The organism is Bradyrhizobium sp. IC3195 (assembly GCF_020193585.1).
In the GTDB taxonomy this organism is placed as follows: domain Bacteria; phylum Pseudomonadota; class Alphaproteobacteria; order Rhizobiales; family Xanthobacteraceae; genus Bradyrhizobium; species Bradyrhizobium yuanmingense.
Window position 1 is genome coordinate 131008 of sequence record NZ_JADYVG010000006.1, and the last position, 23908, is coordinate 154915.

Sequence of the window (23908 nt, forward strand, 5' to 3'; positions counted from 1 at the left end):
TGCCTCCTAACGTTGACGCAGCCGCTCCGCCTCGCCATGGTGCGGCCATGACCAGGACGACACTCGATCTCACCGGGTTGAAATGCCCGTTGCCGGCCCTCAAGACGCGGAAGGCGCTCAAGCCGCTCAAGGCAGGGGACCAGCTCGAAGTTCACTGCACCGATCCGCTCTCTGTGATCGATATTCCCAATCTGATCCGCGAGACCGGCGACAAGGTCGAGATCACCGAGCGCAACGAGGCGCGCATCGTGTTCCTGGTCGAAAAGAGCGACGCCCCGTAGAAAGGGAAATGTTCACTGCGGCGGCCCTTGCGCTCCCGCCGCGCCTCAAGCGACGTCGATAGGACTTCGCTATCGCAGCATGAGACGCCTTTATTGATCTCCCGGCCAATTCGGGCTTGGCTCGGCCTTGCTCAAGAACGCAGGGCCGGTGCTGGGCTCTGTTGAGCCGTGCAGCGTAACCACTTCCGCGAGCGTGATAATTTTCTTGGCATCTGGCATGCCAGAGGATAGAAGTGGAGTTCTGATAAGGACGAGATCGAGACGAAGCGATGAGCCACGAGGACGTGCACAAGATCCGCTCCTTCGAGCATCCCGGTGAGGGACGCCGACGCGCCAAGGCGACCCCCAAGGGGCGGCAGGTCGATCCCACGGCCGCGCACGAGATCGAGCTGTTGCTCGGCGACAGGCCGCGGCGGCGCGATCTGTTGATCGAATATCTGCACCTGATCCAGGACAAGTATCACCAGATCTCGGCGGCGCATCTGGCCGCACTCGCCGACGAGATGAAGCTCGCCTTCGCCGAGGTGTTCGAGACGGCGACCTTCTACGCGCATTTCGACGTGGTGAAGGAAGGCGAGCCCGACATTCCCCCGCTGACGATCCGCGTCTGCGATTCGCTCACCTGCGCGATGCTTGGCGGCGAGAACCTGCTCGAAGATCTGCAGAGCGCGTCAGGTCCCGGCATCCGCGTCGTGCGCGCGCCGTGCGTCGGCCGCTGCGACACGGCGCCGGCCGCCGAGGTCGGGCACAATTTCGTCGACCACGCGACCGTCGCCGATGTGATGGCGGCGGCAAAGGCCGGCGATACTCATACGCATCTGCCCAAATATACCGAGTACGATGCCTACGTCGCGGGTGGCGGCTACAAGCTGCTCAATCGTCTGCGCTCCGGCGAATTGTCGAAGGACGATCTCCTGAAAGCGCTCGACGACGCTTCGCTGCGCGGCCTTGGCGGCGCCGGCTTCCCCACCGGGCGCAAATGGCGCGCCGTGCTCGGCGAGCCCGGACCGCGGCTGATGGCGATCAACGGCGACGAGGGCGAGCCCGGCACGTTCAAGGACCGCTATTATCTCGAAACAGATCCGCATCGCTTCATCGAGGGCATGTTGATCGGCGCCCACGTGGTGCAGGCGAGCGACGTCTACATCTATCTGCGCGACGAATATCCGGCCTCGCGCGAGATCCTCCAGCGCGAGATCGCCAAGCTTCCGCCGGGCGGCCCGACGCTGCATCTGCGGCGCGGCGCCGGCGCTTACATCTGCGGCGAGGAATCCTCGCTGCTGGAGAGCATCGAGGGCAAGCGCGGCCTGCCCCGGCACAAGCCGCCTTACCCGTTCCAGGTCGGCCTGTTCGGCCTGCCGACGTTGATCAACAATATCGAGACGCTGTGGTGGGTGCGCGACATCGTCGAGAAGGGCGCCGATTGGTGGAAGGGCCATGGCCGCCACGAGCGTCACGGCCTGCGCAGCTTCTCGGTCTCGGGCCGCGTCAAGAATCCCGGCATGAAGCTCGCGCCCGCGGGCATCACCGTGCGCGAGCTGATCGAGGAATATTGCGGCGGCATGGCCGACGGCCACCAGTTCTACGCCTATCTGCCGGGCGGTGCGTCCGGCGGCATTTTGCCTGCAGCGATGGACGACATCCCGCTCGATTTCGGCACGCTGGAGAAATACGGCTGCTTCATCGGCTCGGCTGCGATCGTGATCCTGTCGCACAAGGACAGCGTGCGGTCGGCCGCACTGAACCTGATGAAGTTCTTCGAGGACGAGAGCTGCGGCCAGTGCACGCCGTGCCGCGTCGGTACTCAAAAGGCGGCGCTGCTGATGCAAAGGCCGGTCTGGAATCGTGCCTTGCTGGAAGAATTGAGCCAGGCGATGCGCGATGCCTCGATCTGCGGGCTCGGACAGGCGGCATCGAATCCGCTGTCTTCCGTGATCAAATATTTCCCTGACGAGTTCAAGGAAGCCGCCGAATGACCAAGATCACGTTCGAACTCGACGGCAAGCAGGTCGAGGCCAAGCCCGGCGAGACCATCTGGCAGGTCGCAAAGCGCCAGGGCCGCGACATTCCGCACCTCTGCTATTCGCCGGCGCCGGACTATCGCCCCGACGGCAATTGCCGCGCCTGCATGGTCGAGATCGAGGGCGAGCGCGTGCTCGCCGCGTCCTGCAAGCGCACGCCGTCGGTCGGCATGAAGGTGAAGACCGAGAGCGCCCGCGCGACTGCTGCGCAGAAGATGGTGATGGAGCTGCTGGTCGCAGACCAGCCGGCGCGCGAAACCAGCCACGACCCGGAGTCGAAGTTCTGGCACTGGGCCGAGACGACAGGCGTCACCGAGAGCCGCTTTCCCGCCGCCGAGCGCTGGGCGACCGATGCCAGCCATCCGGCGATGCGCGTCAATCTCGATGCCTGCATCCAGTGCGGCCTGTGCGTGCGCGCCTGCCGTGAGGTCCAGGTCAACGACGTCATCGGCATGGCCTATCGCAATGCCGGCGCCAAGATCGTGTTCGACTTCGACGACCCCATGGGCGAGTCCACCTGCGTTGCCTGCGGCGAATGCGTGCAGGCCTGCCCGACCGGCGCCTTGATGCCGGCCGTGATGCTCGACGACAAGCAGACGCGCGTCACCTATGCCGACAAGAAGGTCGATTCGCTCTGCCCGTTCTGCGGCGTCGGCTGCCAGGTCACCTATGAGGTCAAGGACGAGAAGGTGATCTATGCGGAAGGCCGCGACGGCCCCGCCAATCACAATCGTCTCTGCGTGAAGGGCCGCTTCGGCTTCGACTACATCCACCATCCGCATCGCCTGACGAAGCCGCTGGTGCGGTTGCCGAACGCGAAGAAGGATGCGAACGATCAGGTCGATCCGGCCAATCCGTTCACGCATTTCCGCGAGGCGAGCTGGGAGGAAGCGCTCGACATCGCCGCCAAGGGCCTCGTCAAGATCCGCGACGAGAAGGGCGTGAAGGCGCTGGCCGGCTTCGGCTCGGCCAAGGGCTCGAACGAAGAGGCCTATCTGTTCCAGAAGCTGGTGCGCACCGGCTTCGGCTCCAACAACGTCGATCACTGCACGCGCCTCTGCCACGCTTCGTCGGTCGCGGCGCTGTTCGAAGGCCTCAGCTCGGGCGCGGTGTCGGCACCGTTCTCTGCCGCCATGGACGCCGAGGTCATCATCGTGATCGGCGCCAATCCGACTGTGAACCATCCGGTTGCGGCGACCTTCATCAAGAACGCGGTCAAGCAGAACGGCGCAAAACTGTTCGTTATGGATCCGCGCCGGCAGTCGCTGTCGCGGCATGCGACCAAGCATCTGCAGTTCAAGCCCGGCTCCGACGTCGCCATGCTGAACGCGATGATCAACACGATCATCACTGAGGGCCTGACCGACGACCAGTACATTGCCGGCTACACCGAGGGTTTCGAGGACCTCAAGGAGAAGATCAAGGAGTTCACGCCGGAGAAGATGGAGCCGATCTGCGGCGTCCCGGCGCAGACCTTGCGCGAGGTGGCGCGCACCTATGCGCGCGCGAAATCGTCGATCATCTTCTGGGGTATGGGCATCAGCCAGCACGTCCATGGCACCGACAATGCGCGCTGCCTGATTGCGCTCGCGCTGATCACCGGCCAGGTCGGCCGTCCCGGCACCGGCCTGCATCCGCTGCGTGGCCAGAACAACGTGCAGGGCGCCTCCGATGCCGGCCTGATCCCGATGTTCCTGCCGGACTACCAGCCGGTGGGGCGCGATGATCTGCGCGGCAGCTTCGAAAAGCTCTGGCAGCAGGATCTCGACCCCGTCCGCGGCCTGACCGTGGTCGAGATCATGAACGCGATCCATGCCGGCGAGATCACGGGCATGTATATCGAGGGCGAGAATCCCGCGATGTCCGATCCCGATCTGCAGCACGCGCGCCATGCGCTCGCGATGCTCGATCATCTCGTGGTGCAGGATCTCTTTGTTACCGAGACCGCGTTCCATGCCGACGTGATCCTGCCGGCCTCGGCCTTCGCCGAGAAGGACGGCTCCTTCACCAACACCGATCGCCGCGTGCAGCTGGCGCGTCAGGTGATCAAGCCGCCCGGCGATGCGCGGCAGGATCTCTGGATCATTCAGGAGATCGGCAAGCGCATGGGCCTGCCGTGGAATTATGCCGGTCCCGGCGAGGTCTTCACCGAGATGGCGGAGCTGATGCCGTCGCTGAAGAACATCACCTGGGAGCGGCTGGTGCGCGAGGGCGCAGTCACTTATCCTGTCGACGATCCGAACAAGCCCGGCAACGAGATCATCTTCACCACGGGCTTCCCGACCGCGAGCGGCCGCGGCAAGATCATGCCGGCCAAGGTCATCCCGCCGGACGAGATTCCCGACGACGAATATCCGATGGTGCTCTCGACCGGCCGCGTGCTGGAGCACTGGCACACCGGCTCGATGACGCGCCGCGCCCAGGTGCTCGACCAGATCGAGCCCGAGGCGGTCGCGTTCATGTCGCCAAAGGACATGCGCAAGAAGAAGCTGGTGCCCGGCGATTTCATTCGCCTGGAGACCCGCCGTGGCGCCGTCGAGGTCAAGGTCCGCTCCGACCGCGACGTGCCGGAGAACATGGTGTTCATGCCGTTCTGCTACGCCGAGGCGGCGGCGAACCTGCTCACCAACCCGGCGCTGGACCCGTTCGGCAAGATCCCGGAGTTCAAGTTCTGCGCAGCCCGGGCCGAGCGCGCCGAGATGCGTGACGCGGCGGAGTAGGGGACGTCATGGGTGGGGCGCATGGTGCCCACACCGTCATTGCGAGCGAAGCGAAGCAATCTAGACTGCCTCCGCGGCAAGATTCTGGATTGCTTCGTCGCTTCGCTCCTCGCAATGACGGTGCTACATGTGACGCATGTCCAAAGTCACCCCCGCGACACGCGCACTCACGGCCGCCGGTGTTGCCTTCACCGTGCACACCTACGACTATGATCCCGACGCCGAGAGCATCGGGCTGCAGGCGGCGGCCGCGCTCGGCGAGGAGCCGGCGCGCGTCCTGAAGACGCTGATGGCGCTGGTCGACGGCAAGCCGGTGTGCGTGGTCGTGCCGTCCGACCAGGAGGTCTCGATGAAGAAGCTGGCGGCGGCGGCGAGCGGCAAGTCGGCGCAGATGATGAAGCCGCCCGAGGCCGAGCGCGTCACCGGCTACAAGGTCGGCGGCATCAGCCCGTTCGGGCAGCGCAAGCCTGTGCGCACCGTGATCGAGCAGAGCGCGCTTGCGCATGATCTCGTCTATCTCAATGGAGGCCAGCGCGGCTTGCAGGTCCGGCTGAAGCCGGCCGATGCGCGGGACGTCCTGAAGGCCGTGGTGGCGGATGTGCTGGCGTGAGCGCGATGGAGCGGGATCATGAGGCGGCTGCTTCTGGCGGGGTTCTGGGTGCTGCTCGGCATCGCTTTTCCGGCAGAGGCACATGAGGTCAATCTCGTCACCGCGCGCGTGGGGCTGAGCCCTGATCGCTCGGTGAGCGTCGAGCTCGGGTTGAAGGGCAGCGATGTCGATCGCCTGATCGGTACGAAGATCTATGATCCGAGACGGGACGCGGTCGATCCTGTCGCGGTCGAAGCGGCCAAGCCCGCGATCCTTGCCTATATGGGCACGCATCTGGCTGTCACAGGTGGTGCCAAGGCCTGTGTTGCCGGAGATGCCGCGATCTTGGCCGACGGCGACGGCATCGTCTATCGCAACAGCTTTGCCTGCGCCGACGCCGCCGGCGATCTCATCTATCGTTCCACCGTGCTGACCGAGAAGGACAAGGCTGCTCGACAAGTCGTGCTGATTGCGCAGGGGCGGTCGGAAACGCAGGCCTTGCTCGACGCCGGCAACACGACGGTCACGCTTTCAACCGCGCCGCCGTCGCTGTGGTCGACGATGCAGCGCTATGTCATCACCGGCATCGAGCACATCTTCCTCGGTTACGATCACATCGCATTCCTGATCGCGGTGGTGCTGTGGGCGCGACGGCTCATGCCCGTCGTCAAAATCGTGACGGCCTTCACCATTGCCCATTCAATCACCTTGTCGCTGGCCGCGCTCGATGTTCTCGTGATTCCGAGCAGCATCGTGGAGCCTGCAATTGCGGCCTCGATCGTCTTCGTGGCTGTGGAGAACTTCTTCTCGCGCGACGTCGACAGGCGCTGGCGCGTGGCTTTTCTGTTCGGCTTGATCCACGGCTTCGGCTTCGCGGGGGTGCTGCGTGACATCGGGTTACCGCCAAACACAGCCGTGCCGGCGCTTGCCGCTTTCAACATCGGCGTCGAGATCGGGCAGGTCGCGATCGTTGCGGTCGCGTTGCCGACCCTCCGTCTCGCCGATCGATGGAGCGGAGGGGACCGGTCCGAACCGGTGAGGGCGGCGGGGCTGGTTTACACGTTCTCTGCCATGATCGGCCTGCTCGGCGGCTATTGGCTGGTCGCGCGCGTCTTCGAAGCTTGAAATCAAGCGGTCTCTCTCGCGCGGTCGGCCTGCTTCCGCCACGGCGCGCGGCCCCACGGCTCCTGCGCACTTGAGTTCGCTCACAAGCCCTGTATAGAAACTGGAATAGAAATAGAATATCGTTCTGTACGATAGAACGAACGCAATTGAGGGACGAGACAATGGAATTCGAACGCGTCCGGCAGGACGACGGCTCACCGGTGCCATTCACGCCCGATGCCGTCATCGAAGCCTTCAAGGCGATTCCCGATTTGCTGATCCGCGACGAGGCCCTCACTGCCCGTGGTCGCTGGCTCGATGTGGATTGCCTGCTCGGGCCGAGCACGCAGCCATTCCACCTCGCCATTCGGGCCGGTCGGATCGTCGACATGGCGCCGGCGCCAGTGCTGATGCGTTCCTGGCGCTTCTCCTATCGCGCGACGCCCGCCGCGTTCGCCGCATATTGGCAACGAATGCCGCCGGCGGGATGGCACGATCTGCTGGCGCTGACCAAGCGCGGGCAGGCGACGCTCGAAGGCGATCTGCATCCGTTCATGGCGTACCTTCAGTATTTCAAGGATCTTCTGGCGCTACCGCGGCGCAGCGGGTTCGGAGGCGCGTCATGAACGGCTTCATCGAGCCGATTGTCGGGCGCTACGTGCACGTCGAGATCGATGGCGAGGTCAACAGGATCTATTTCGAGGAGAACGGCAGCGGCATTCCCCTGGTTTGCCTCCACACCGCCGGCTCCGACGCGCGGCAGTGGCGTCATCTGCTCGTGGACGACGAGTTCACGAGGCATTTCCGAGTCATCACCTTCGACATGCCCTGGCATGGTAAGTCCAATCCCCCGGACAGCCGATATGGCAGCGAATACCGGCTGACCACCGCGAGCTACACGGCGACGATCCGCGCCTTCTGCAGCGCGCTTGGGCTGGAGCGGCCGGTGGTGATGGGTTGCTCGATCGGTGGCCGCATCGTGCTCAATCTCGCCATTGCGCATGCTCACGAGTTTCGCGCTCTGATCGGCCTTGAGGCCGCCGACTTCCAGCAGCCCTGGTACGAAACGACCTGGCTGAACCGGCCCGATGTTCATGGCGGCGAGGTCTGCGCCGCGCTGGTATCGGGATTGATCGCGCCTGGCGGTCCTGAGGGTGCGCGCAACGAGACACTGTGGGGCTACAAGCAGGGCGGACCCGGCATCTTCAAGGGCGATCTTTATTTCTATCGCGTCGATGGCGATCTGCGTGGTCGCACCGGCAACATCGACGTCAACCAGTGCCCGCTCTATCTGCTGACCGGCGAGTACGATTTCTCCTGCACGCCGGAGGACACGCTGCGGACCGCCGCCGGGATTCCCGGTGCGAAGGCCACCGTCATGGAGCGGCTTGGCCATTTTCCGATGAGTGAAAACCCAGGCCAGTTCCGCCGCTACATCGCGCCGGTGCTGCAAAACATCCTCGATAAGCAAAAGTCGTAAACGGGAGGCGTATGTTATGAAGTTGCGTTGGATGATTGCGGTCGCTCTGGCCGCGCAGACGAGTGCCGCGGTCGCGGCCGACGATGTCATCAGGATCGGCGTTCTCAACGACCAGTCCGGTGTGTTCGCCGACAATGGAGGGCGGGGCTCGGTCGCCGCCGCAAGGCTCGCCGCGGAGGATTTCGGCAACGAACTCCTCGGCAAGAAGATCGAGATCATTTCGGCCGACCATCAGAACAAGCCGGACATCGCATCGGCAACTGCGCGCAAATGGTTCGACAATGAGGGCGTCGACATGATCGCGGACGGCGCAGCCTCCTCGGCCGGCTTTGCCATCCTGGAAGTCGCCAAGCAGAAGAACAAGATCTTCGTCATCTCGGGTCCGGGCTCGTCCGATTTCACGGGAAAGTCCTGCTCGCCGATCAGCTTCCACTTCAACTACGACACCTACGCGCTGTCGAAGCTGACCAGCGACGCGATCACGCGGGCTGGCGGCAAGACCTGGTACTTCGTGACAGCCGACTACGCCTTCGGTCACGCGCTTCAGCGCGATGCCACGAAGTTCATCGACGTCGCCGGCGGCAAAGTGATCGGCTCGGCCGCGCATCCGCTCGGCACTGCGGATTTTGCGTCCTTTCTGCTGCAGGCGCAGGGATCCAAGGCCGACGTCGTTGGCCTCGCGACGTCGGGCGCGGACGTGCAGACCGCGATCAAGCAGGCTGGTGAGTTCGGCATCGTCGAGGGCGGCCAGAAGCTCGCCGGCCTCCTGGTCTTCATCACGGATGTGAACTCGCTTGGCCTGAAGGTCACGCAGGGTTTGCAGGTGACGACCTCGTTCTACTGGGACCTCAACGAGCAGACCCGGGCCTGGTCGAAGCGCTACTCGACGCTGATGGACGGCAAGGTCGCGAGCATGGTGCAGGCAGGCGTCTACAGCGGCGTCCGACATTACCTCGCCGCCGTCAAGGCAGCGGGCACCACCGATGCAACGGGCGTTGCCGCCAAGATGCACGAGCTGAAGGTCAACGACATGTACAACAAGGACGTTGCGGTCCGCCCCGACGGGCGCGTGCTGCACACGATGTATCTCGTGCAAGTGAAGAAGCCGGAGGAGTCCAAGTACAAGTTCGACTATTACCGGATCGTCGGCTCCAAGCCGGGCGACGAGGTATTCCGGCCGTTGAGCGAAGGCGGCTGCCCGCTGGTAAAGTAACTGCGCCGGCCGGGCGGGACCGGCGTCCGCCCGGCCACACGACTTCGAGGGAGAGTTAAGGAATGTCTGGTTCGATTGGGTTCATCGGTCTCGGCGTCATGGGCGAGCCGATCTGCCGCAACCTGTTGCGCAAGAGCGGCCGGCCGGTGCTTGCGTTCGACCTTTCCGTGGAGCCGTTGGCGCGTATCGTGGCTGACGGAGCGACGGCGACGACGTCGATCGGGGATGTTGTCGCCGGCGCACAGACGGTCTTCCTGTGCCTGCCCAGCGCCAAGCACGTCATGTCGGTCTTCGAGAGCATCCTGCCGGCGGTCAAGCGCGACCAGACTGTGATCGATCTCGGCACGTCCGACGTCGGCCTGACCCGTTCATTCGCGAAGCAGCTCGCGGAGAAGGGCGCGCTCTGGATCGATGCGCCGATCGCGCGCACCCGCCAGGCAGCCCAGGACGGCACGCTCAGCGTTATGGTCGGCGCGACAGCCGAGCAGTTCGCCGTGGTCGAGCCGCTGATCCGGCATTTTGCGACCGACGTCACTCTCTGTGGCGGAACCGGCGCAGGCCAAGTGACGAAGATCCTCAACAACATGGTGCTGTTCGAGACGGTGAATGCGCTGGCGGAGGCCGTCGCGCTTGCCAAGCACAGCGGCGTCGAGCCGAAGCTGCTGCTGGAGACGTTGTCCAAGGGGTCGGCGGACAGTTTTGCCCTGCGCAATCACGGCATGAAGGCGATCGTCGCCGGGGAGTTTCCGCTGCGGGCGTTCTCCACTGAATATGCAATGAAGGACCTCTCCTATGCGCTGGAGCTCGGCGCGCAGGCTGGGCTCAACCTGCGCGGTGCCGCGCTTATGCGCACCATCTTCCAGGAGACGATCGACAAGGGGATGGGGGATGCTTACTTTCCCGTCATCGCTAAGCTCATCGATCCCTCCGGATTCCCCCAATAGGAAACGCCATGCCTTCGCCCGGTGTCGCCGCCGTCGACCGCGCTCTGACGATCCTTGCCGCGTTCGAGGATGCCCCGGAGCCGATGACGCTGGCGGAGCTTGCCAAGCGCACCAAGATGTACAAAAGCACGCTGTTGCGGCTGATGGCCTCGCTTCAGGAATTCGGCTACCTCGTGCAACTCGCCGACGGCCGCTACCATCTCGGGCCGACGCCGTTCCGGCTGGGTGCGGTGTACCAGCGCAACAACAATCTGCATGATCGGGTGATGCCGCTGCTGCGCCAGCTCGTGGCCGACGGCACCGAAAGTCCGTCGTACCACGTGCGGCATGATGCCAAGCGCCGGCTCTGCGTGTTCCGCGTCGATTCCCAACACTCGACGCTCGACCGCGTCGAGGCCGGCATGCTGCTGCCGCTGGAGCGCGGGGCGGCGGGCCGGGTTATTCTCGCCTTTGACGGTGAGAAAGGCGCGACCTATGACGCGATTCGCGAGGGCTGCATCGCAGTGTCGTTCGGGGAGCGCGATCCGGATTGTGCCGGGCTGGCCTGCCCCGTGTTCGGGTCCGGCGGCAAGTGCGTCGGCGCCTTGTCGCTCTCGGGGCCGAAGCCGCGCTTCACGAGAGACAATATCAAGACGATGGCGTCGCTGTTGCTGAAGGCAGCCATCCGCCTGACGCGCACGCTGGGCGGTCCGACCGAGATCCTCGACAATGCCTTATCGGCTTTGGCTGAAGACGCGCGTCCAGCGCGCAGGGCGAGGCGCTAGTTGTCGACAAAATGCGCAACGCTGGAAGGTCGAGCATGCCACTGACGGACAGAATTTCTCCAATCTCGCGTGCCGTCGGGCGGACGGTATGAGCAGCAAATACGACGTGCTGGTGATCGGCGGCGGCAACGCCGCCCTGTGCGCTGCGATCAGCGCGCGGCGCGGCGGCGCCTCGGTGCTCGTGCTCGAAGGCGCGCCGAAATTCTATCGCGGCGGCAACACCCGCCACACCCGCAACATGCGCTGCGCCCATGACGCGGCGACCGAAATCCTGACCGGCCCCTACACCGAGGAGGAATTCTGGGAGGATCTGCTGCGCGTCACCGGCGGGCAGACCGACGAGGTGCTCGCCCGACATATGATCCGCGAATCCAAGGACATCCTGAACTGGATCGTGGAGCAGGGCGTGCGCTGGCAGCCCTCGCTCGGCGGCACGCTGAGCCTCGGCCGCACCAACTCCTTTTTCCTCGGCGGCGGGCGGGCGATGCTGAACGCGCTTTATCTCACCGCGGAGCGGCTCGGCGTCGCCGTCGAATACGACGCCGAGGTGATCGATCTCGTGATCGAGGACGGCATGTTCCTCGCCGCGCGCCTCAAGCGGCCGGTCAAGGGCGAGAGCGAGATCCGCGCGACTTCATTGGTCGCCGCTGCGGGCGGGTTCGAGGCCAACATCGAATGGCTGAAGCAATACTGGGGCGAGGCGGCCGACAACTTCCTGATCCGCGGCACGCCCTATAACCGCGGCTCGATCCTGAAGATGCTGCTCGACAAGGGCGTGCAGGAGGTCGGCGATCCCACGCAGTGTCATGCGGTCGCGATCGATGCCCGCGCGCCGAAATTCGACGGCGGCATCATCACGCGACACGACTCGGTCGTGTTCGGCATCGTCGTCAACAAGCACGCGCAGCGATTCTACGACGAGGGCGAGGACATCTGGCCGAAGCGCTACGCGATCTGGGGCCGGCTGGTCGCGGCGCAGCCCGACCAGATCGCCTACATCATCTTCGATTCCACCGTCGTGACCAGCTTCATGCCGACGTTGTTTCCGCCGATCGCCGGGCAGACGATCGCGGAGCTCGCCGGCAAGCTCGCGCTCGATCCGGCCGCGCTGGAACAGACCATCACCGAGTTCAACGCCGCGGTGCGGCCCGGGACCTTCGACCACACCATTCTGGATGATTGCGTGACGGAGGGCATCACGCCGCCCAAGACGCATTGGGCGCGCCGGATCGAGACGCCGCCTTTTCTCGCTTATCCGGTGCGGCCCGGCATCACCTTCACCTACCTCGGCACGCGCGTGAACAAGGAGGCGCGAATGCTGATGAAGGACGGCAAGCCGTCCGCCAACATGTTCGCGGCCGGCGAGATCATGGCCGGCAATGTGCTCGGCAAGGGCTATGCGGCCGGCATGGGCATGACGATCGGCAGCGTGTTCGGGCGGATCGCAGGACGGGAAGCGGCGAAACATGCACGGAACTAGGACTCTCGACGAAGCCGACCGTCTGATGACGGTCTGCAATTCCTGCCGCTATTGCGAGGGCCTGTGCGCGGTGTTTCCGGCCATGGAGATGCGGCGCGCCTTCTCCGACGGCGATCTCAACTATCTCGCCAATCTCTGCCATTCCTGCGGCGCCTGCTACGTCGACTGCCAGTTCTCGCCGCCGCACGAATTCAACGTCAACGTCCCGAAGACGTTGGCGGTTGCGCGCGCGGAGTCCTATGCGGCCTATGCCTGGCCGCGGCCGCTATCCGGCGCCTTCGCGCGCAACGGCCTCGTCATCAGCATCACCGCCGCGCTCAGCATGGCGATCTTCATTCTCGGCTTTGCCGCCTTGAATGACCGCGGCGTGTTGTTCGGCGTGCACACCGGGCCCGGCGCCTTCTACAAGCTGATGCCGCACAACGCGATGGTCGCGCTGTTTGGCGCCGCATTCCTCTACGCGATCCTCGCACTCGTCATGAGCGTGCGTGCCTTCTGGCGCGACATCGGCACACCGATCGGCGGCCGCGCCAATGGCGGCTCGATCTTTCAGGCGATCCGCGACGCCGGCGAGCTGCGCTATCTCCATGGCGGTGGCGTCGGCTGCTACAACGAGGACGACAAGCCGACCGACCGGCGCAAGCTCTATCATCACCTGACCTTCTACGGCTTCATCCTGTGCTTCGCAGCGACGTCGGTCGCGACGCTCTATCACTATCTGCTCGGCCGCGAGGCGCCGTATCCGTGGTGGGACCTGCCCGTGGTGCTCGGCACGCTCGGCGGCATCGGCCTGATCGTCGGGCCCATCGGCCTGTTCGCCGCCAAGATGCGGCGCGATCCCGCGCTGCTCGACGAATACAGCTACGGCATGGACGTCGGCTTCATCGCCATGCTGTTCCTGACCGGCCTCACCGGAATGCTGCTGCTGGTGCTGCGCGAGACCGCCGCGATGGGACCGCTGCTCGCGCTGCATCTCGGCGCCGTGTTCGCGTTGTTCATCACCATGCCCTACGGCAAGTTCATGCACGGCATCTATCGCTTCGCCGCGCTGGTGCGCTATGCGCAGGAGCGGCGGACGGCGGCGTGACCCCGCGCCGCCCGTCTCGCAACCTCTTACGCCACCTCGCGCTCGGGCGGGGATCCCTGCTCGCGGGCCATCGTCGTGGCCGTGACATAGTCGGTCTTGCCGGTGCCGAGCAGCGGCACCTTGTCGACCACCATGATCGCAGCGGGCACGGTCAGCTCGGAGGCGCCGATCGCCTTGGCCTGGGCCTGCATCGCGCTGCGCTCGGCATTCTTCTCGGTCGTCAGCAGCACGATGCGCTCGCCCTTGCGCTGGTCGGGGATCGACACGGCGACGGATGCCGCCTGCGGCCATAGCGCCGCCGCGATGGCTTCGACCGCCGACAGCGAGACCATTTCGCCCGCGATCTTGGCAAAGCGCTTGGCGCGGCCCTTGATGGTGATGAAGCCGGCCGGGTCGATCGAAACGATGTCGCCGGTGTCGTGCCAGCCGTCGGGGAGCTTTTCGAGCACGCCGGGATTTTCGGCCCTGAGGTAGCCGAGCATCACGTTCGGGCCGCGCACCGAGAGGCGTCCGCCTTCCTCAATGCCGGGGACCGGATCGAGGCGGCTTTCCATCAGCGGCGAGAGACGGCCGACGGTGCCGGGGCGGTTGGCCATCGGCGTGTTCATCGCCAGCACCGGCGCCGTCTCGGTGACGCCATAGCCTTCGAGGATGCGAATGCCGTAGCGCTCCATGAAGACCTGCCGCGTGCGGTCCTTGACCGCCTCGGCGCCGGCGATGACGAGGCGCAGGGTGCGGAAGTCGTAAGCGTGCGCCGAGCGCGCATAGCCGGTCAGGAACGTATCCGTGCCGAACAGGATCGTAGCGCCGGTCTGGTAGATCAGCTCGGGCACGATCCGGTAGTGCAGCGGCGAGGGATACATGTAGATCGGAATGCCCGCCAGCATCGGCATCATCATTCCGCCCGTGAGTCCAAACGAGTGGAACACCGGCAACACGTTGAACACCTTGTCGTTGGCATTGGCATCGACCCGCGCCAGCGCCTGCGCCGCGTTGGCGAGGATGTTGCGGTGGGACAGCACCACGCCCTTGGGCGTACCTTCCGAGCCCGACGTGAACAGCACGACGGCGGGATCGTTGGCCTGGCGGGGCACGCGCGGCGTCGTGCCCGCGAGCAGGCCCTTGATCTTGTCGGCGATGCCGATCGAGGCGCGGACGTCCTCGAGATAGACGACGCGTGCCTCCGCGGAGATCGCAGTCATCAGCTTGTCGAGCTTGCCTTTCTCGATGAAGGCCTTCGACGTCAGCACGGTCTTGACCTGCGCGGCCTTCATGGCGGCGAGCACGTTGACCGGACCGGCCGAGAAATTGAGCATCGCCGGCACCCGGCCGCTGTTCTGCAGCGCCATGAAGACGACGGCGACGCCCGCGGAGTTCGGCAGCAGCACGCCGACATTCTCGCCGGTTGCGGTGCCGTTCTCGAGCTTGCGGCTCAGGACCTGCGCGCCGAGGATCAGCTTGCGATAAGTCAGCTTGGTGCCGAGCGCGTCCTCGATGATGACCTTGCCGGTGTCGCGGTCGCGATAGGCGTGTCCGAGGGCTTCGAACAGCGTGTGATCGAGCATGGCGTTCTTGACGAGGGCGTCGATCATGACGTCCTGCAGCGCGGCGCCGGCGGCGTTGCGGCGGGCCTTGCCCTTCAGCGTTTCGTCGACCGGAAGCTTGACCGGCGGTAGGATCGTCACCGTCACGCGCGGAAACCAGGACCGCTTGATCTGGCTGGAGTTGAGATAGCTGAGATAGGAGCGCTGCGCACCTTCGATCCGGACCGGCACGACCACGGCGTCGGCCTTGTCCGCGATCATCGCGGTGCCGTCATACACCTTCATCAGCGAGCCGGAGACGGTGATGCGTCCCTCAGGGAAGATCACGACAGGCTCGCCCGCCGCCACCAGCTTGATCAGGTCGCGCGCAGCCAGCGGCTTGGTCGGGTCCATAGTGTAGTGCTTGATCGCGCGCAGGAACGGCTTGGCCCACCAGGCCTTGGCGATGCCGGTGTCGACCGCAAAGCTCGCGTCGATCGGCAGCACGGCGTGCAGCAGCGGGCCGTCGATCAGGCTGACATGGTTCGGCGCGATCAGCATGCGCGTGCCGGGAGGCGGCAGGTTTTCCAGCCCGCGCACCTCGGTACGGAACAGGGCGCGGAACAGAAGCCCGCCAGCATCGCGCACGCCTTCCTTGCCCCACTTGGTCAGCACGAACCACACCGCGCCGAAGCTGGCGACGCCGAGGCCGAAGAAGATCCAGCCGATATGCAGACCTGCCGCCTGCAACAGCGCGACGAACAGCGAGCCGACCACCATGAAGGCGGCCTGCAGCACGTTGCCGGCGGCGATGATGCGGGCGCGCTCGGAAGGTTGCGACCAGGCCTGGACCGCGGCAAAGGACGGAACGACGAACAGGCCGCCGCCGAAGGCGAAGGCGACGAAGTCGGCCAGCATGCGCAGGCCACCGAACGAAGTCGCGAAGCCGAGCGCGGTGATCTCGTGCCCCTTTGCGGTGACGCCGATGGCCCAGGCGAGATCGAGGCCGGCAAAGCCCATGATGATGGCGCCGATCGGCACCAGCGCGAGGTTCGGGCGAACGTGGCTGAGGCTGGCGGCAAACAGCGAGCCGATCGCGATGCCGATCGCGAAGATGGCAAGGCACAGCGTCACGACGCCCTCGGTGCCGCCGACGACGTCCTTGATCAGCGCCGGCAGCAGCGACAGCACGATGGCGCCGACCAGCCAGAACCAGGAGACGATCACGGTGCCGTCCCAGAGGCGATGGTCGGCACGAAGCGTCCTGAGCAGGCTCACCGTCGAGGTCCAGGGATTGGCGTCGATGGGCAGCTCAGGCGCGGAGGGCGTCGTCTGCGGAATGCGGGACGCGAACGCCCAGGACAACACGGCCAGCACGACCACGGCGGATGCGACCCAGCCCATATGCGCGGAGCCGGCGACGAACTGGCCGCCGGCGACGGTGCCGAGCAGGATCGCCATGAAGGTCGCGCCTTCGACCAGCGCGTTGCCGGTCGCGAGTTCGCCGAGCTCGAGCTGGTCCGGCAGCATCGCGTATTTCACCGGGCCGAACAGCGCGGCGATGGTGCCGAACAGCGCGAGCGCTGCGAACAAGAGCGGCACCGAATGCAGGAAGAAGCCGGCAGCGGCGAAGCAAGCTGCAAAGATCTCGACGAATTTGAGCCGCCTTGCGACGACGGATTTGACGTATTTGTCGGCGAGCTGGCCGCCGAGCCCGGACAGGATGAAGTAGGGGAAGATGAAGACGGCGCCTGCCACCGTCACCAGCGCATCGCCGTGGCTCGTTGCCGCGCTGTAGAGCAGGATGATGACGAGCGCATTCTTGAGCACGTTGTCATTGAGCGCCGAGAAGAATTGCGCCCAGAACAGCGGCGCAAAGCGGCGTGACGACATCAATTCCCTGATCATGACTGGTCCTGTTTTGGCAAGGCAGACTGAGGTTGTTACGTTGTCTGTGAAACGTCACGACCGGAAGCATAGGGCGAACGATTGCGCGGCAACGAAGTTGCTGGCCTGCTCTGTCCCCTCGGTTCCTCCGATCCTGTTGGTCTCCAATCGGCATCGTTAGGTTCGCAAATATCCGGTCGAGGCCGGGCGGAGCGGCCTCGCTCGCCCGGATATGGCGCCGGGCGATGAAGGAAAGACTGAACCGCATCGTCGAAATCCGCCGGATCGGCCACGCCCGTCCGGACATGGTTAAGTCCATCCTTGCAGCCGGCGCTTGCATTCGAGCCGACCCGCGTGCGCGCCTCAGGTGAGATGGGCGAGGTGGCGAAACGGCGAGAAGCGGCCGAGCAGGCTGAACCGGCGGCCCTCGTGACGGGCACGGGCACGGCTCGCCCGCCACATCCGAAGAGTCGCCCGGCGTTCGGCGAGCACACCGGCAACGTCGCAGGCGTTGGCGATGCGATTGACCGGGGCCATGGCCAGCCGCAGCAGGGCCCGGCCAAAGCCGGCGACGAGGGCGGCGGCGTCATCGACGAAGGTGGTGGCGATATCGACAGCAAGGGTTTGCATTTTCCAGGTCTCCGGGTTAGATTGAACAATGTTCACATGAGTAGCTTGAAAATGAACAATGTTCAAGAAGAATCGCCGCGCGACCAGAAAAAATTTCGGCGCCGGCTCCAGATCGTCGAAATTGCCCGCGGCATCATCTCAGCTAAGGGGCTGAGATCATTGAAGGTTCGGGATGTTGCCGAGGCGGCCGGCTGCTCGGTCGGCAGCGTCTATAACGAGTTTGGCGACTTCGACGGGGTCATTCTGACGGTGAACCGGGAAACGGTTCAGGCGCTCACGGCCCGGCTCCGTGCTGTTCCCGCCGAGGATCCGGTCCGCCAGCTTTATGGGCTCGCCGAGACTTATCTCGACTTCTTCGCCGCGCACGCCAATTTGCTGCGTTCCCTGTTCGAGCATCGGATGGAGGACGATCGCCCCTATCCGGACGACATCCTCCAGATGGTGATGGATGCGTTCGCGCTGATGCATCCGCCCCTGGTGCGGCTATTGCCGGATGCGGACGACGTGAAGATTGCGCTGCTGTCGCGCACGCTGTTTTCCGCCGTGCATGGCATCATCTCGCTCGGCCTCGAGGAGCGCATGGTGGCCGTGCCGTCGCAGATGCTGCGCCAGCAGATCGAACAATTCGTCGACACCCATCTCGCAGGACTTGGAATTCTGCCCCTGCGGTGACGATGCCATTACCCTCGTGCAGCGACCGCTTCGCGCGGGCGTGGCGCAACGACGACAACGTCCGATCGCCCGTTCTCGACCTGAACGCGGTTGCGGCCCTTTTCCTTGGCGCGGTAGCAGGCCGCATCCGCGCGTCGCATCGCATCCTCGAGCGTGATGTTGCCGTCGGCGATGCAGGCGACGCCGATGCTGGCGGTCACGGCAAAGCAACGGTCGTCCCAGGCGAAATTGAACAGCTCCAGCGACCGGCGCAGACGCTCGGCGATGTCGACGGCATCGAAGGGCGAGCATCGCGGCAGGATCAGGCCGAATTCGTCGCCGCCGAGCCGGGCCACCAGATCATGCGCATGCCGGTCCTGCTGCAGCAGGCGCGAGACCTGGCAGAGCAGGCGGTCGCCGGCGAGGTGGCCGCAACTGTCGTTGACGCTCTTGAACTGGTCGAGGTCGAGCAGGATGAGGGCGAGCGCACCCGCCGCGGCATTGTCCAGTTCGGCTTGCAGGCGCGCCTCGAAGGCGCGGCGGTTGGAGAGGCCGGTCAACCAATCATGCGATGCCTGCCAGGCCAGGCGCTCCTTCTCGGCATGCAAGGCGTCTTCGAAGGTCTGCCGTTGCCGCACCAGGCGCCGCGTATGCCAGATCAGGAGCAGGATCAGCGCCGCAGCCGTGATGATGTTGATGCCCGTCAGCGTCAGCTTGATCGCCCGGGATCCTTCGCCGAGGACGGTGGAGAATTGCTTGGCGTGCACCGTGAACTGGGCATTGAGCTCCGATAGCCGCGACGACAGGAATTGCAGGCGGTCGTCGTCCTGAATGGGACCTTTCTTCAGCTCGGATCGGATGACCTCGCCGAACACGCTGAGCTCCAGCAGCATGGGATCGGTGGCGGCCCATTCCCTGATCGCGTCCTGGAGGAAGCTGACGCGATTGAAATAGCGAAACAGCCAGATCAGTCCCGGGACGTCATCGGGATGGTTGCCGCCTTGCAGAAAGCCGACGCGGGCGGCCTCGACGTCGACCGGATCGCGTTCCAGCGCCCAGCGTGCGAACTCGTCGCCGATGGGGACGGCGAGTGAAGCCTGATATTGCGCGAACTGGCTCGGTTCGCCCGAATGCAGATAGAGATTGAGGAAGTAGACCGCGTTCTTCTGCGAGCGCGACCAGAGTGCTTCGCCGGCGACATAGGCGCGGACCGACGACATCACCTCGAGACTGAATCCGGCGATCGCCGCCTGCAGCACGACGACCATCACGAAAGGCGAGACGAGCTTGATGACGTGAAGGAGGTTGCCGCCCTCCGCCGACGCCGCTGTTCTGCGAAACACACCAGTCCCCAAGTCGATCGACGCGCCCGGCAGGGGCGTTGCGCCTGCAACGCAAAGTAGACGAGATGGTTGCTTAACTGGACCTGAAAAGTGCGAGGGATTGTGACGGAGGGTGAAGGTAATGTGACGTGGATGCGCGCAGATCGTTTCAAATGCCGCGAAATCGGAGCTGATGTGATATCGCGAACCAATGCCTTGTCATTGCGAGCGCAGCGAAGCAATCCAGCCTGCCTCCGCGGCATCATTCTGGATTGCTTCGTCGCAAGAGCTCTTCGCAATGACGACGTAGCGGCGGACGGGCGCTACACGCTCTCCGTGGACGTGTGTCCTACACCAGCACCGGCTTGCGTACGCGACCGGCGTCGCCGAACACGCGCAGATAACGCTCGATTTCCGAGGGCAGGCCGGTCGCCTTCTCCGGATTGTCGGAGAGCTTGACGGCCGGACGGCCGTCGACTGATGAGACCTTGCAGACCAGCGAGATCGGATCGAGGCTGATCGAGCCGTCCGGCGTGCAGCCGACGAAATCGTTGGTGAGGTTGGTGCCCCAGCCAAAGGAGAGCCGCACGCGCCCTGCGAAGTGGCGATAGGTGTCCTCGATCGAGCCGACGTCCATCGCGTCGGAGAAGACGAGCAGCTTGTCCTTGGGGTTGCGACCCTGCTTCTGCCACCAGGCGATGATTTCCTCCCCAGCCTGGATCGGCGGCGCGCTGTCGGGGCGGAAGCCGGTCCAATCGGCGACCCATTCCGGTGCATCGCGGAGGAAGGTCCTGGTACCGAAGGCGTCGGGCAGCGCGATCAGGAGGTTGCCGCCGTAAGTCTGACGCCACTGGTCGAGAATGCGGTAGGGCGCCCAGCGCAATTCCTCGTCGTCTCTGGCGAGCGCGGCGGCCACCATCGGCAGCTCGTGCGCGTTGGTGCCGATGGCTTCGAGATCGTTGTCCATCGCGAGAAGCACGTTGGAGGTGCCGATGAAGGAGGGGCCGAGGCCTTCCTTCACCGCCTCGACGCACCAGCGCTGCCAGAGGAAGCCGTGGCGGCGACGCGTGCCGAAGTCGGAGAGCCGCAGGTTCTCGAGCTGGCGCAGCCGTTCGACCTTGGTCCACAACTTGGCCTTGGCGCGGGCGTAGAGCACGTCGAGCTCGAAGCGGCCGCGGCCCTTCATGGCCGCACGCGAACGCAGCTCGTTGAGGATCGCAAGCGCCGGAATCTCCCACATCGTGGTGTGGGTCCAGGGCCCGTGAAAATGCAGCTCGTACTGGCCCTCGACCTTGCGCAGCTCGTATTCGGGAAGGCGGAATTCCGCCAGCCAGCGGATGAAATCCGCCGAGAACATATGGGTCTTGCCGTAGAAGGTGTTGCCGGCCAGCCAGATCAGCTCCTTCTTGGTGAAGCGGATGGTGCGGGCATGGTCGAGCTGGGCGCGCAGCTCGCCCTCGTCGATGATCTCGGCAAGGCGCACATGGCGCGAGCGGTTGATGACCGAGAAGGTCACATTCTGACTCGGGTAATCCTCCCGAATCATCTGCAACATCAATAGTTTGTAGAAGTCGGTATCGAGCAGGCTGCGGATAATGGGATCCAGCCGCCAGCTGTGATTGTAGGTCCGGTTCGCAATGTCAGTCACTGTCATGGGAGGATTTTAGCGCGGCTCCCCCTGCGCAACCAGTGGGTTTGGGAAGGGCAGTCTTGCGGAGCGCGGCGCCTGCTATCAGGGCATGAGAACGGCAGGTCAGAACGTGGCGGCCGTCGCCGCGACGGCCTCGAGTTGGCTCCTGACCCAGCGGTGGGCCGGGTCCTTCTGGTAGCGCTGGTGCCAGACCATGAACATCGGCAGCTCGGCCAGGGTCTTCGTGCGCGACGCCAGCGGGATCGGTGTTTGCGTAAAGCCACGCATTACGCCGGACGCGAGCAGGCTCGGCATGCTCGCCAGCATCTGTGAGCCGCGCAGGAACGACGGCACGCCGGAGAAGCTCGGCACGGAGATCGCGATGTCGCGGTGGAGCCCGTTCGCTGCCAGCCGGCGGTCGAAGTCGAGCCGCTCATTGTCGGTATAGACCACGGTGATGTGACGCGCCGCGAGATAAGCGCTGCGGCTGGCCGGCGCGGCGCGCGCTTTGGGATCGTAGTAGCAGACGTAGTGATCCCTCAGCAGCCGCTTCTGCACGATGTCGACGCCGGACGGCGGCAGCGGCGTGATCAGGAGGTCGCAGCGGTTTTCGCGCAGCATCGCGGGCGAGGGCGATTGCGAGGGGATCACGCGCAAATTCAGGCCCTTCACTTGTGCGGCGACGTGATCGAAGAACCGCGGCAGCAGCAGGTCGCGCTGGAAATCGTTGGCCGCGATCGTCAACGACAGCTGTGCGCGGGGTGGCTCAAAGCTGACGCCCCCGGCGAAGCTGCGCATCTCGTCGATCAGCGCGCGTGCCTTGCCGGCCAGTGCCTGCGCATGGGCCGTCGCAACGATGCCACGGCCGGACTTGGCGAACAGCGGATCGCCGGCGATCCGCCGCAGCTTGTTCAACCCGTGGCTGACGGCAGACTGGGTGAGGCCGAGCCGCGTCGCTGCCGCCGTCACCGAGCCTTCCTCCAGCACCGCCAGGAACAGCTCGAGGGCGTGGCCGTCGAGGGCCAAATGATCGATTTCCTTCATGCAATTCATTATAATTCATCTATTTATCTTGAGAATAGGCTGGCTCATGCTCTCCCGATAAGCCGCCCGACCCCGGGCTCCCAGGGAGAGACAACGCCGATGAATGCCCAGGCGCCAGCCTTGCGGGATCCCCGCCTCAACCGTCCCGAGCCCTTCACGCCGCCGCTCGGCGACGGCGGCTTCTTCCAGCGCGACCGCGCGATGCATCCGCCGGCGCATGCGCCAGGCTACAAGTCCTCGGTGCTGCGCTCGCCGCGCCAGTCGCTGCTGTCCTTGGAGAACTCGATCTCGGAGATCACGGGGCCGGTGTTCGGCCACAACGATCTCGGCCCGCTCGACAATGATTTGATCCGCAACTACGCCAAGGACGGCGATCCCGTCGGCGAGCGCATCATCGTCCACGGCCGCGTGCTGGACGAGACCGGCCGGGGCGTTCCGAACACGCTGGTCGAGTTCTGGCAGGCCAATGCCGGCGGCCGCTACCGGCACAAGAAGGACACCTATCTGGCGCCGATCGATCCGAATTTCGGCGGTTGCGGCCGCGCGCTCACCGACGACACCGGCTACTATTACTTCCGCACCGTGAAGCCGGGCCCCTATCCCTGGCGCAACTACGTCAACAGCTGGCGCCCCGCCCATATCCACTTCTCGGTGTTCGGCTCGGGCTTTGCGCAGCGGCTGATCACGCAGATGTATTTCGAAGGCGATCCGCTGATCCCGGTCTGCCCGATCCTGACGACGATCCCGGACAAGGACGCGCTCGACCGCCTCGTGGCGCCGCTCGACCTCAACGCCTCGACGCCGTTCGACTCGCTCGCCTACCGCTTCGACATCGTGCTGCGCGGCCAGCGCTCCACCTATTTCGAAAATCGCACCGCGGGGAACTAACGCCCATGCCGCAACCGCTCAATTATCTCAAGGAAACCGCCTCGCAGACCGCCGGGCCCTACGTACATATCGGCCTGATCCCGGCCATGGCCGGCTTCGACATCTTCGAGAAGAACTTCTCCAACGTGCTGGTGAGCCCGAACACCAAAGGCGAGCGCATCACGCTGGAGGGCAAGGTGCTCGACGGCACCGGCACGCCGCTGCGCGACGTGCTGCTGGAGATCTGGCAGGCGAATGCGGCCGGCCGCTACAACCACCCCGCCGATCGCTCCGCCGGCGCGCCGGATGACGAGTTTCGCGGCTGGGGCCGCGCCGGCTCCGACTTCGACAGCGGCCTCGTCACTTTCGAGACCATCAAGCCGGGTGCGATCACCGACAGGACGGGGCGCAAATGCGCGCCGCACGTCAACGTCTGGATCGTCGCGCGCGGCATCAATATCGGCCTCAACACGCGGCTCTATTTCTCGGACGAAGAGGCGGCCAACGCCGCCGATCCCGTGCTCAACCTGATCGAGCAGCCGGTGCGCCGCAAGACATTGATCGCATCCCGCAGCGAGCGCGCCGGCAAGGTCGTGTATTCCTTCACGATCAATCTGCAGGGGCCGGAGGAGACGGTGTTCTTCGACGTGTGAGGTGTCGGGCCGGCGTCC

20 protein-coding genes are annotated in these 23908 nt (G+C 64.9%); 15 read left to right on the forward strand and 5 right to left on the reverse strand.

The window, feature by feature from the left end; translation table 11 throughout:
- Window positions 1-47: 47 nt before the first annotated feature.
- The 12 genes from I6F09_RS14935 (at window position 48) to tcuB (ending at window position 13683) form a co-directional block, all read left to right on the forward strand.
- A complete protein-coding gene (locus I6F09_RS14935; RefSeq protein WP_036011410.1) occupies window positions 48-281 on the forward strand; it encodes a sulfurtransferase TusA family protein in 234 nt (77 codons plus the stop codon).
- A 269-nt stretch (window positions 282-550) separates the two neighbouring features.
- Window positions 551-2257 carry an NADH-ubiquinone oxidoreductase-F iron-sulfur binding region domain-containing protein gene (locus I6F09_RS14940; RefSeq protein ID WP_225188395.1) on the forward strand — a complete coding sequence of 569 codons (1707 nt, stop codon included), beginning with the start codon at window positions 551-553 and terminating at the stop codon, window positions 2255-2257.
- Window positions 2254-5022 carry a formate dehydrogenase subunit alpha gene (gene fdhF, locus I6F09_RS14945; RefSeq protein WP_225188396.1) on the forward strand — a complete coding sequence of 923 codons (2769 nt, stop codon included), beginning with the start codon at window positions 2254-2256 and terminating at the stop codon, window positions 5020-5022. Before I6F09_RS14940 ends, fdhF begins: the two co-directional genes overlap by 4 nt.
- A 136-nt stretch (window positions 5023-5158) precedes the next feature.
- Complete coding sequence (ybaK, locus tag I6F09_RS14950) at window positions 5159-5632, forward strand: Cys-tRNA(Pro) deacylase (RefSeq protein ID WP_036011401.1); 474 nt, start codon at window positions 5159-5161, stop codon at window positions 5630-5632.
- Window positions 5633-5650: 18 nt separating this feature from the next.
- Window positions 5651-6736, forward strand: coding sequence for a HupE/UreJ family protein (locus tag I6F09_RS14955; RefSeq protein ID WP_225112326.1), 1086 nt, complete (start codon window positions 5651-5653; stop codon window positions 6734-6736).
- Between the two features lie 161 nt (window positions 6737-6897).
- Window positions 6898-7341: a hypothetical protein gene (locus I6F09_RS14960; protein ID WP_036011397.1), complete on the forward strand. Its 444-nt coding sequence runs from the start codon at window positions 6898-6900 to the stop codon at window positions 7339-7341.
- Window positions 7338-8195 (forward strand): alpha/beta hydrolase, encoded by an 858-nt coding sequence (locus I6F09_RS14965; RefSeq protein ID WP_109145110.1) that lies wholly within the window; start codon window positions 7338-7340, stop codon window positions 8193-8195. The genes I6F09_RS14960 and I6F09_RS14965 overlap by 4 nt, the downstream gene beginning before the upstream one ends.
- A gap of 16 nt (window positions 8196-8211) precedes the next feature.
- Window positions 8212-9408 carry an ABC transporter substrate-binding protein gene (locus I6F09_RS14970; protein ID WP_225188397.1) on the forward strand — a complete coding sequence of 399 codons (1197 nt, stop codon included), beginning with the start codon at window positions 8212-8214 and terminating at the stop codon, window positions 9406-9408.
- A 62-nt stretch (window positions 9409-9470) separates the two neighbouring features.
- Complete coding sequence (locus I6F09_RS14975) at window positions 9471-10352, forward strand: NAD(P)-dependent oxidoreductase (RefSeq protein ID WP_225142406.1); 882 nt, start codon at window positions 9471-9473, stop codon at window positions 10350-10352.
- 8 nt (window positions 10353-10360) lie between these two features.
- Window positions 10361-11116 carry an IclR family transcriptional regulator gene (locus I6F09_RS14980; RefSeq protein ID WP_036011383.1) on the forward strand — a complete coding sequence of 252 codons (756 nt, stop codon included), beginning with the start codon at window positions 10361-10363 and terminating at the stop codon, window positions 11114-11116.
- An 88-nt stretch (window positions 11117-11204) separates the two neighbouring features.
- Complete coding sequence (gene tcuA / locus I6F09_RS14985) at window positions 11205-12596, forward strand: FAD-dependent tricarballylate dehydrogenase TcuA (RefSeq protein WP_225142408.1); 1392 nt, start codon at window positions 11205-11207, stop codon at window positions 12594-12596.
- Window positions 12583-13683 carry a tricarballylate utilization 4Fe-4S protein TcuB gene (tcuB, locus tag I6F09_RS14990; protein ID WP_225142411.1) on the forward strand — a complete coding sequence of 367 codons (1101 nt, stop codon included), beginning with the start codon at window positions 12583-12585 and terminating at the stop codon, window positions 13681-13683. The genes tcuA and tcuB overlap by 14 nt, the downstream gene beginning before the upstream one ends.
- Before the next feature lie 26 nt (window positions 13684-13709).
- Here the strand turns inward: tcuB and I6F09_RS14995 are convergent, their stop codons facing one another.
- Window positions 13710-17114, reverse strand: a complete 3405-nt coding sequence (locus I6F09_RS14995) for an acyl-[ACP]--phospholipid O-acyltransferase (RefSeq protein WP_225142413.1) — start codon at window positions 17112-17114, stop codon at window positions 13710-13712.
- Window positions 17115-17456: 342 nt separating this feature from the next.
- Window positions 17457-17723: a hypothetical protein gene (locus I6F09_RS37705; protein WP_074448103.1), complete on the reverse strand. Its 267-nt coding sequence runs from the start codon at window positions 17721-17723 to the stop codon at window positions 17457-17459.
- Window positions 17724-17774: 51 nt separating this feature from the next.
- Between I6F09_RS37705 and I6F09_RS15000 the strand changes: the two genes are divergently transcribed.
- Entirely contained in the window at window positions 17775-18395 is a 621-nt protein-coding gene (locus I6F09_RS15000) for a TetR/AcrR family transcriptional regulator (protein WP_193375193.1), read from the forward strand.
- An 8-nt stretch (window positions 18396-18403) separates the two neighbouring features.
- Here I6F09_RS15000 and I6F09_RS15005 read toward each other — a convergent pair whose 3' ends face one another.
- The 3 genes from I6F09_RS15005 to I6F09_RS15015 all read right to left on the reverse strand — a co-directional run bounded on the left by I6F09_RS15005 (window position 18404) and on the right by I6F09_RS15015 (window position 22379).
- The gene (locus I6F09_RS15005) at window positions 18404-19717 is read right to left on the reverse strand and encodes a GGDEF domain-containing protein (RefSeq protein ID WP_225139044.1); all 1314 of its coding nucleotides are present in this window, start codon (window positions 19715-19717) and stop codon (window positions 18404-18406) included.
- A 328-nt stretch (window positions 19718-20045) separates the two neighbouring features.
- Window positions 20046-21350, reverse strand: coding sequence for a nicotinate phosphoribosyltransferase (gene pncB, locus I6F09_RS15010; protein WP_036011351.1), 1305 nt, complete (start codon window positions 21348-21350; stop codon window positions 20046-20048).
- 99 nt (window positions 21351-21449) lie between these two features.
- A complete protein-coding gene (locus I6F09_RS15015; protein WP_036026598.1) occupies window positions 21450-22379 on the reverse strand; it encodes a LysR family transcriptional regulator in 930 nt (309 codons plus the stop codon).
- Between the two features lie 90 nt (window positions 22380-22469).
- Between I6F09_RS15015 and pcaH the strand changes: the two genes are divergently transcribed.
- Both pcaH and pcaG read left to right on the forward strand, forming a co-directional pair.
- Window positions 22470-23258 (forward strand): protocatechuate 3,4-dioxygenase subunit beta, encoded by a 789-nt coding sequence (pcaH, locus tag I6F09_RS15020; RefSeq protein ID WP_225142416.1) that lies wholly within the window; start codon window positions 22470-22472, stop codon window positions 23256-23258.
- A gap of 5 nt (window positions 23259-23263) precedes the next feature.
- Entirely contained in the window at window positions 23264-23890 is a 627-nt protein-coding gene (gene pcaG, locus I6F09_RS15025; protein ID WP_225188398.1) for a protocatechuate 3,4-dioxygenase subunit alpha, read from the forward strand.
- Window positions 23891-23908 lie beyond the last annotated feature (18 nt).